Raw genomic sequence first — 8,524 nt, forward strand, 5'->3', positions numbered from 1 at the left:
AAGAACCGAAATTTGATTTTTGCTGTATTATTGACAGGTACCCTGATTTCGTCTTTACTGCAAACTGCGCTGACAACCGCATTACCCGATATCATCAAGACTTTCGGCGTAACTGCTAACGCCGGCCAGTGGCTCACCAGCGGCTTTTCCTTGGCCATGGGGATTATGATTCCTGCAACGGCATTTCTGATCAAAAGAATTCCGACCAAGGCCTTGTTCATCGCCAGCATGCTCTTGTTTGCTGGCGGTTCACTGCTGGCTGCACTTGCACCAACTTTTGCCATTTTATTGGTAGGCCGGATTATTCAATCACTCGGAACCGGTATCCTGCTGTCGTTAACGCAAGTCGTCATTTTAACTATTTTCCCCGTTTCGAAACGAGGTGGCATTATGGGCATTTACGGCTTGGCTGCCAGTGCCGCCCCGATTATTGCGCCGACGATTACCGGCCTCTTAATCGATTACATGAGCTGGCGGGTCATATTCTGGGTCGGCGTCATCGTTGCCGTAGCGGATATTATTTTTGCTTTAATTGTTATCAAAGATGTCTTGCCGACCGAAAAGCTGCAATTTGACTGGCAGTCTTTCTTGCTCATCAGTATCGCCTTTACTGGTATTACCGTTGGCTTCGGTAATCTTGGTACCGCACCGTTTCTGAGTTTGGCAATTGCCGCGCCGCTAGCGTTAGCAGTTGTGGCCGGGATGGCATTTATCTATCGCGCCTTGCATGTTGATCAACTATTACTTGATTTACACGTCTTTAAAGATCCGGTCTTCCGGACTGCAGTAATTCTAAGCGCGTTAATGTATGCCGTTCTCATGGCGGTTTCCACCGTTTTCCCGATCTACGCACAAACCGTCCATCACCTCTCCGCCACCATGTCTGGCCTGATCATGATGCCCGGTTCGCTTGCCATGGCAATTATGAGCCCGATCACCGGCCGATTATACGACCGTTACGGCATCCGCCCGCTTGCAATTATCGGCGTCCTGCTAGTCCTAATTAGCAGTCTCGGCACCAGCTTTTTGACGACTTCAACTTCAATCATCTATCTGACTGTTGTATGGGCCATGCGAAGTATCGGCTTATCCTGCTTAATGATGCCACTGGTCACCTGGAGTGTCACCCAGCTAACCGGCAAAGCTATTGCCTCGGCATCTGCCGTTTTGACCACCTTACGAACCGTTGCTGGAGCAGTCGGGACATCGGTTAGCGTAGCCTTAATGTCATTTATCGCCAATCGCGGTGCAGCACAGCAAACTGTGGTGGCATCGGTTGGTGGCGTGAATGCTACTTTTATTAGTATGTCGATCATCGTCGTCTTGATGCTGATCATCATTCTAAAAAGTGTTAAATCTTCGAAAACGCCAGAAGTGGTTGTCGCTGAAGACCAAAAACATTAGTTAATTGGAGGGTTACCATGCAGCGATTACGCCGGTTGTTTCATCGTCATGCCAGTACCCCGGCGGATCGAACCGCTCTCATGGGAACTTTGGCTGCGGGTATTAATTTTATTCTTGCACTCGTCAAGTTGGGATTGGGTCTGGTCACCGGTTCTTTATGGCTATTATTGTTTGGCGGCTATTACCTCATCTTATCGCTTGCTCGCTCAAGTTTTCTACACCACTATTCGCGATCTCGTCAATATGATGAGCTACCTGAAACCAAGGTATTTGTTCAAACCGCTGGCCTCGCTTATGTTGTTTTAGGACTGGCCTTTACGATCTGTGCATTCATCATGTATCACGATGGCTATCAGGCACGGTTTGGTAAAATAACCGCCATTACAGTTGCAACCATTGGCTTTTACAAGCTTACCATGGCAATCATCGGCTTCTTACGAGTCCGGCGGCTTCACCATGGCGCCTTATTTTTCCTAAAAACATTTAATCTGGCAGATGGCGCCATGGCCATTGTCTTGACACAATATGCGCTGTTGTCAGCTCAACAGGAAATGGCGAATCAGGTAACCGGCATTTTCGGAATGGGCGTTGGCAGCTTACTGGTTTTGATCGGTTTGGGAGCATTGATCAGTATCAGATTCACTGATCAAACGCATGATTGATTATCACAATCATGCTGGGTATCACTTAACCGTAAAGCATACAAATAAACAGGTATTGACGGTTGCGCAATGCATCGCCAATACCTGTTTTAGTTTGGTTATTTGTTTGGTTCAGGGTTGCAGTTTATCTCTTGAAAGCAGGAAATAGGATTGCTACAAGCAGACTACCTAACGCAACTAGCCCACCAACAATGTGTTTAGACTGAAGACCATTCGCTCTTTTTTTCACAACAAAAACCTCTTTCTATCTCAAACGGCGACAACTACCCAACGATCTGCCGGGATTATTAAGTATTTAGAACAACTTCATACACCAATACATTGAAACCCACATGCCAGCTTCGAAGATCACGGCGGCTATTATGGTAAAAAGTCCCGTCAACAGCATCGTGACCACGCGTCTTCTTTGCTTCATTCTGAATGTCTCCCTTAATTGGTGGAACCTAGACGAAACCATTTCTTGCCTGCATAAATAACAACAAACGCAAGCACAATACCACCAACAATTGCCGGTACAATTTGGCTACCAAACAACTGCGGACCTTCATGCAGCAACTGATCAGCAGCCTGAGCACCTAAAGCGCCAAAAGTGATGCCAAGCGTGTTCGTGACGATGCCGCGGGTTTTCGTCGCTGGCCTGTTAATGCGATTAGCGAGTATTGCGACAACAATCCCCCCTACAATCCCGATCATCATATTCAATCCAGTGGCGATAGTCGTTCACCTCCATTTCTCATTGATTATTACTAAATATGCCAAGCGATTGTTTATAAGTTGCTAATGAAATGTTGCTATGATGTTAATTTGAAACTTTGGATGGCAGCTGGCTCGACTCGCTCAAATTTGGTAAGTATCAGCGCCTAACCGTATTAAGCACGGATGTTAATTTTTGCTACAATTCAACGCGTCCTGATAGCGGTTGCGCCTTGATTGTGCTACACTTTAGTTTCTATCAAACTCGGATAATACGCGGAGGTACTATCACATGAAAATTGTCGTTTTAGCAGGCGGCCGGAGCACGGAACGCAATGTGTCGATTTCCAGCGGCTACCGGATCACGAACGCCTTGCGACAAAAGGGGCAACAGGCCACCTTCATTGACCTGTTTCTTGGCTACGACCTTGAGGGAAAAACGGTTGACCAAGTGTTTGATGATGCCAACACCAGTAAGGATCTGAAAATTTCAGATGCGATTCTGACTGACGCCGACATCAACAAGTTACGGATAGACGGCAGCACGCAACTGTTTGGTCCTAACGTTTTGGCGATCTGCAAGGCTGCAGATATTGTGTTCTTGGCACTGCATGGTGGTGATGGCGAAAATGGTAAGGTTCAGGCAACATTAGATCTGAACAACGTCAAATATACCGGTTCCGGTCCGCTGGCTTCCGGCATTACCATGAATAAAGTCTTCAGTAAAGAAGTTATGTTATACCACGGCATCCAGACAGCGGCGTTCAAAGAATTCAAGCGCAATCAAAATGGTAAGCATACGGTACCGTTTGACTTTCCGGTTGTCGTTAAGCCTACATCAGGCGGCTCTAGCGTTGGTACGCACATTGCACACAATCAAGAAGAATTGGAAAATGGCATTGCAGATGTTTTCCGGTTCGATAACAGTGCGATTGTTGAAGAATTCACCCCTGGCCGCGAATTTTCTTTAGGCGTTGTCAATGGCCGGGCGTTTTCTGCCATTGAGATTAAAGTGCATTCCGGTTGGTACGACTTCAAGCACAAATTCCAAGCAGGCTACACCGACTTCATCACGCCACCTAAGAATCTGGATGAATCGGTTCATCAAGCAATGAAGGATGTCTCGTTACAAACCATGGACGTTTTGGGATTGCAAAACTACGGGCGGATTGACTTCTTTGCCAACGATAAGGGTGTCTGGGTGATCGAAGCCAACAACCTGCCCGGCATGACACCACTTTCGCTCCTACCACAGGAAGCCGAAGCAGATGGCGTAGAATATGGCGATCTCGTTATGGACATTATCAACGGTAAACTGAAACTTTACGCAGAAGGCATGACTGAAGCCGGCATTATGACCACAGCCAATCACTAGAACAAGTAAACGAAAAGCGTTGCGACTGTCAGCTCTCATCTGACAATTGCAACGCTTTTTCTATGTAGGTGTGTGGTCAGGGCGGTGATGGCACGAAGATCCGTTACCCACATAAAAGAAATATGATGCCTAATGCCAACATTGTGACTTAGGGAACTCAATGGTATCGCCGACCTCCACCGGTTCCGTAATCAGTAGGCTCAGGCACGGCTGATTGTTACTATGATGCGGATGGCGGGCCTTTTCCAGCGCACACACCTTGCCGACTGTTGCGCCATTCAGCCGAACGGGATCACCGGCTTGAATGCGCTCAATCGGCGGAGCAATCGTAATTACAGTACCGCGGCCGGCAATGGTTGCAGCAGTTTGAATGGTGTACATGGCTCAATCCTCCATTAAATCCTGGCAAAAATGGTCATTTTACTTTTTAAAGTCAGTTCATTCAATCCTCTATTCGATCGTACCAGCTTGCCGGCTTAGAAGACAAGCAACTGGTTCACAGTTTGAATGTCGGCATCAATCAAAAGCGAGGCAGACTTTCAAAAAATGATACAAGACAAAGGTTAGTTTAAACGATACACTAAAAAGAAAGCTATCCACGAAAATTAATTTTTCACACTAGAAAGTAGGGATACCCTTGAAAAAACCACAGACTTTAAAACCGCATGATCAAGTTGCTATTGTTAGCCTCAGTGCCGGCACACTTGGTGAGGCGTTTGCTGCCCATCAACGAAAACTTGGCATTAAGCGTTTGGAGGATATGGGGCTGACACCTCGGTTTATGCCAAATGCTTTACGCGGACGTGATTATTTAAACGTACATCCGGAAGCCAGAGCCGCGGACTTAAAAACAGCGATGACCGATCCCGACATTAAGGGCATCATTTGTGCCATCGGTGGCGATGATACTTACCGCATTGTTCCTTACCTACTTGACGATCCGGCATTTATTAAGACTGTTCAAACCCAGCCTAAAATTTTTACCGGCTTTTCCGACACCACCATTAACCATCTCATGTTTTATCAGCTAGGCATGACCACTTTTTACGGACCGAACTTCTTGAACGACTTGGCTGAGCTGGATACGCACTTATTGCCATATACTGCTGCCAGCTTCCAACACTTTTTCGAAAATCCGGCAACGACTGCCATCACTTCCAGTCCTACCTGGTACGAAGAGCGGACTGACTTTTCCGCGGATCAGTTAGGGGTGCCGCGGAAAGCGCATCCGGAGCAGCATGGCTATTTAGCGCTGCGTGGGCATGGTCAGGTTACCGGAACATTGCTAGGCGGCTGTTTGGATAGCCTTCACGACTTGCTCTACCCGGTGCGTTACGACGATGAGCCGCAAGTTGCTAAAAAGTATCATCTTTTCCCGCAAGATTGGACTGATAAGATTCTCTTCATCGAGACTTCAGAAGATAAAATTTCACCTGCCACCTATCGTGAGTACTTGGAGCATCTGGCTGATCACGGTGTCTTGCAACAAGTGAAGGCCATCTTAGTGGGTAAGCCTCAAAACGAAACCTATTTTGCAGATTATCAGCAGGTGCTCTTGGATGTCACGCAACCTTATCAAACGCCCATTCTCTACAACTTAAACTTTGGCCACGCTTATCCCCGCACCGTTTTACCATATGGTTTACAGGCAACCATCAACTTTGATCGCCGCCAGCTAACCGTTGACGAGCCTTACTTTAGCAACCCTCTGTAAATTTCGTATCGGCAGCTTAAATGTTACGTACAGGTACCGTAAATCCGGCCATTTTCTGTAAACTATGTGCTATTTTCAAAGTACATGGGAGGGAAAAGATATGGACCAAACGCAAAAATTAAACGCTCCGATCCGCAAACATATTTTTCTGATTGTTGCTGGTATCTTACTTTTATTGTTGGCTGCAGCTGCTGGCTTTGATTGGCAGATTTCTCAAACGATCGGTAACATGAACGATCCGTTTGCCACCCTTTTTCAAGACGTTGGCCTCTGGACTGCGCCACTGATTATTATGTTGAGTTGTAATGTTGTTTGTCACTATGCGCTGCGATCATCGCAACTCGCATGGTACATTCGCGGCTTGATGGTGATCGGTAGTGTCATCTATGCCGGCTGGGAACTGTGGGCTGGTTATCTGAAATACGCGATGACGATGGTGATCACTTCAATCAACGACATCAACGCCGGCAAGCCAATGGGAATGGCCAATTCCGATGGCAGCAAGCTGGCTCTTCCGGGTGGGCTAAGCGTCATCTTGTTCCTAGTGCTCTACGTTGCTGTGTTTGCTGGCAGTCAATACTGGCTTTCACGTAAAAGCGATGAACAGCTCCATTACTTATTAAAAGTGGCGGTAGTTGCCACTTTGGTTTGCATCATGTCCGACCAAATTGTGAACGTCATGAAAACCTTCTGGGGTCGTTTCCGCCCTTACGAATTAAATGGTAATCCGGCACACTTCACCAGCTGGTTCCAGCCAAATGGTGCTAACGGTCACATGAGTTTTCCGTCCGGCCATACCCAAACCGCGGCGACCATCCTCACGTTGACTTGGTTCGTTGATCGTGACCAGCCGAAGCGTCAACGGTTAGTCTTCTGGCTCACTTTCGCTTACGGCGCTTTGATGGCTTATACGCGGGTCCGGATTCTCGCGCATTTCACCGGTGATGTGACCATGAGTCTGATTCTCACCTGGTCAATGATTTTGATTCTGGGTGCGGTGGCGCAATTGCCATTGGTTGACTGGGAAGCGTTGACGATGCGTTCGAAATCAAAGAAGCTTGATACAGAGCCGGCCGCTTGAAGTTTACTTTATCAGCGTCGGTGGGTGAAACTTAGTGATATGTTTAACCGCAGCCGTTTTTGAAATGGCTGCGGTTTTTTGGTGTTGTGACATTGTGGGTGGAGACTGGAATGCGTTCTATTTTGGGGGCTTTGTTTGTTTACTTGTGCGTTCTGTTATGAAGTGACCCCTGTCAACCCCATCTTTATAAGATTTTCGATATTGTCGTTGGCACTAACAAGCTCCAGAATTCCGTTGTCTCTCGACATTTAACCACTCTGTTATACGGGGATTGGCTACCCCAGGTTAATGGTCCCGTCGAAGGCTTTAGAATCTAATCTATAGTCGTGGATCACAAACTCTTTGTCTCTAGATATGGCCATACCCAGGGCGAGCCTGTGCCAAAATAGAACGCTCGTAAATAGCCAGACCGTTGAATTCTGACGCTTGTTGCTACCAGCGACAATATCGTGACGCTTTAGTCCTTGATACTTCTTGCTGTCATCTTTGTTGTTTGAATCTTCGGGCTCAATTGCGCTTTGGTGATCAGTAGTTGATATTGCCAGTTTCCATACCCCAGATAAATCCAGCGAGTTCTCGGGCGACTGCGGCGATTGCCACGTTATATGATTTTCCTTGAGTAAGCATCCGCGTGAATTTGCGATGAAGATGAGCGCCTGCCTTATCGGCATAGCTAATAACGGCTGATTCTTGTCCTGCTTGGCGTGCTTTTAGGGCTCTTGATTTGTACCCAATGCTGCCCTTGACCAATCCCTGTGTGGCTTCAATGATGGTTGTGCGGACGATACTGTTACCTTGCTTCGAAATCCCCCCTTTGATGGTATGATCGCCGCTTGAATGTTCTGACGGATTTAGCCCAACGTAAGACATAAACGCTTTAGCTGTTTTGAAACGTTTGAAGTCCGCAATCTCGATGTGGATGGTCATGGCTGTTGTGGTTTTAAATCCCTTCATACTTGTCAACGCGTGAATGGGCTTGGTGTAACGTTCACTGTTCGCAAACGTCTCGATGGTCTGGTCGTAGCGGGCAATCTTTTCCTCTAATTCAGATTTCTGCAGCGTCATTTCGTCAAGCACTGACCGTAATACCGGAGACAATGGGACTTTCTTTAGCCAATCCATATAGGCCAGCGTCCACTTGGATGCTGAGCACTTCAATCCTTGACGGAGAAGGAACATGCCGATTTGCTGTTTCACTCTAATGAGGTCCTTTTTCATCATTTTACGTAGTCTAATGAATTCTTTCACCTCGTTATCCGCTTCATCAGGGACATAAACGGCACAATACGTATTAGCTGCAAGATTCTTGGCGATCATTCGCGCGTCCATTGAATCATTTTTGACCATTTTGTTCTTAGCGGAACTATACATCGTTGTCGGTGCCAGAATGATACAGTCAATGCCTAAGTTTTTGAGTGAACGATAGAGTGAATATCCTAAAATACCAGCCTCATACCCGGTCACGAATTTTGTGTCTGGATCCAGTTCTTCAGCTAATCCGTTAATAAATTTTTCGACTAATTTTGGCTCTGAAGCGCACTGGGTCTCAGCTAAGAGCGCACCCGTTGCTTTGTCTAACGCGCATAGGCTGTAAG

8 protein-coding genes are annotated in these 8,524 nt (G+C 46.9%); 5 read left to right on the forward strand and 3 right to left on the reverse strand.

Annotated features, from left to right (window positions below; all coding sequences use genetic code 11):
• The coding region (locus tag ACWP87_RS13335) for a DHA2 family efflux MFS transporter permease subunit (protein ID WP_225362902.1) at positions 1–1,404 on the forward strand (1,404 nt) is incomplete at its 5' end.
• Positions 1,405–1,421: 17 nt separating this feature from the next.
• The gene (locus ACWP87_RS13340) at positions 1,422–2,066 is read left to right on the forward strand and encodes a hypothetical protein (RefSeq protein ID WP_005688248.1); all 645 of its coding nucleotides are present in this window, start codon (positions 1,422–1,424) and stop codon (positions 2,064–2,066) included.
• A gap of 429 nt (positions 2,067–2,495) precedes the next feature.
• On the opposite strand, the gene ACWP87_RS13345 is transcribed toward ACWP87_RS13340, so the two are convergent.
• Positions 2,496–2,762, reverse strand: coding sequence for a hypothetical protein (locus ACWP87_RS13345; protein WP_005710972.1), 267 nt, complete (start codon positions 2,760–2,762; stop codon positions 2,496–2,498).
• 289 nt (positions 2,763–3,051) lie between these two features.
• Between ACWP87_RS13345 and ACWP87_RS13350 the strand changes: the two genes are divergently transcribed.
• Entirely contained in the window at positions 3,052–4,134 is a 1,083-nt protein-coding gene (locus ACWP87_RS13350) for a D-alanine--D-alanine ligase family protein (RefSeq protein WP_014568966.1), read from the forward strand.
• Between the two features lie 129 nt (positions 4,135–4,263).
• Here ACWP87_RS13350 and ACWP87_RS13355 read toward each other — a convergent pair whose 3' ends face one another.
• A complete protein-coding gene (locus ACWP87_RS13355) occupies positions 4,264–4,515 on the reverse strand; it encodes a hypothetical protein (protein WP_005688240.1) in 252 nt (83 codons plus the stop codon).
• A 256-nt stretch (positions 4,516–4,771) separates the two neighbouring features.
• Here ACWP87_RS13355 and ACWP87_RS13360 point away from each other — a divergent pair, with 256 nt between their 5' ends.
• The gene (locus tag ACWP87_RS13360; RefSeq protein WP_005688238.1) at positions 4,772–5,848 is read left to right on the forward strand and encodes a S66 family peptidase; all 1,077 of its coding nucleotides are present in this window, start codon (positions 4,772–4,774) and stop codon (positions 5,846–5,848) included.
• A gap of 100 nt (positions 5,849–5,948) precedes the next feature.
• Positions 5,949–6,929, forward strand: a complete 981-nt coding sequence (locus tag ACWP87_RS13365; RefSeq protein WP_005688236.1) for a phosphatase PAP2 family protein — start codon at positions 5,949–5,951, stop codon at positions 6,927–6,929.
• A 525-nt stretch (positions 6,930–7,454) separates the two neighbouring features.
• On the opposite strand, the gene ACWP87_RS13370 is transcribed toward ACWP87_RS13365, so the two are convergent.
• A partial coding sequence (locus ACWP87_RS13370) for an IS110 family RNA-guided transposase (RefSeq protein WP_029943903.1) occupies positions 7,455–8,524 on the reverse strand: 1,070 nt, incomplete at its 5' end.

This window comes from Lacticaseibacillus sp. 22 (assembly GCF_055413445.1).

Coding starts and splice junctions, on each gene's coding strand:
- ACWP87_RS13350 (WP_014568966.1), top strand. CDS start 3,052: ATGAAAATTGTCGTTTTAGCAGGCGGCCGGAGCACGGAACGCAATGTG.
- ACWP87_RS13345 (WP_005710972.1), bottom strand. CDS start 2,762: ATGATGATCGGGATTGTAGGGGGGATTGTTGTCGCAATACTCGCTAAT.
- ACWP87_RS13365 (WP_005688236.1), top strand. CDS start 5,949: ATGGACCAAACGCAAAAATTAAACGCTCCGATCCGCAAACATATTTTT.
- ACWP87_RS13340 (WP_005688248.1), top strand. CDS start 1,422: ATGCAGCGATTACGCCGGTTGTTTCATCGTCATGCCAGTACCCCGGCG.
- ACWP87_RS13355 (WP_005688240.1), bottom strand. CDS start 4,515: ATGTACACCATTCAAACTGCTGCAACCATTGCCGGCCGCGGTACTGTA.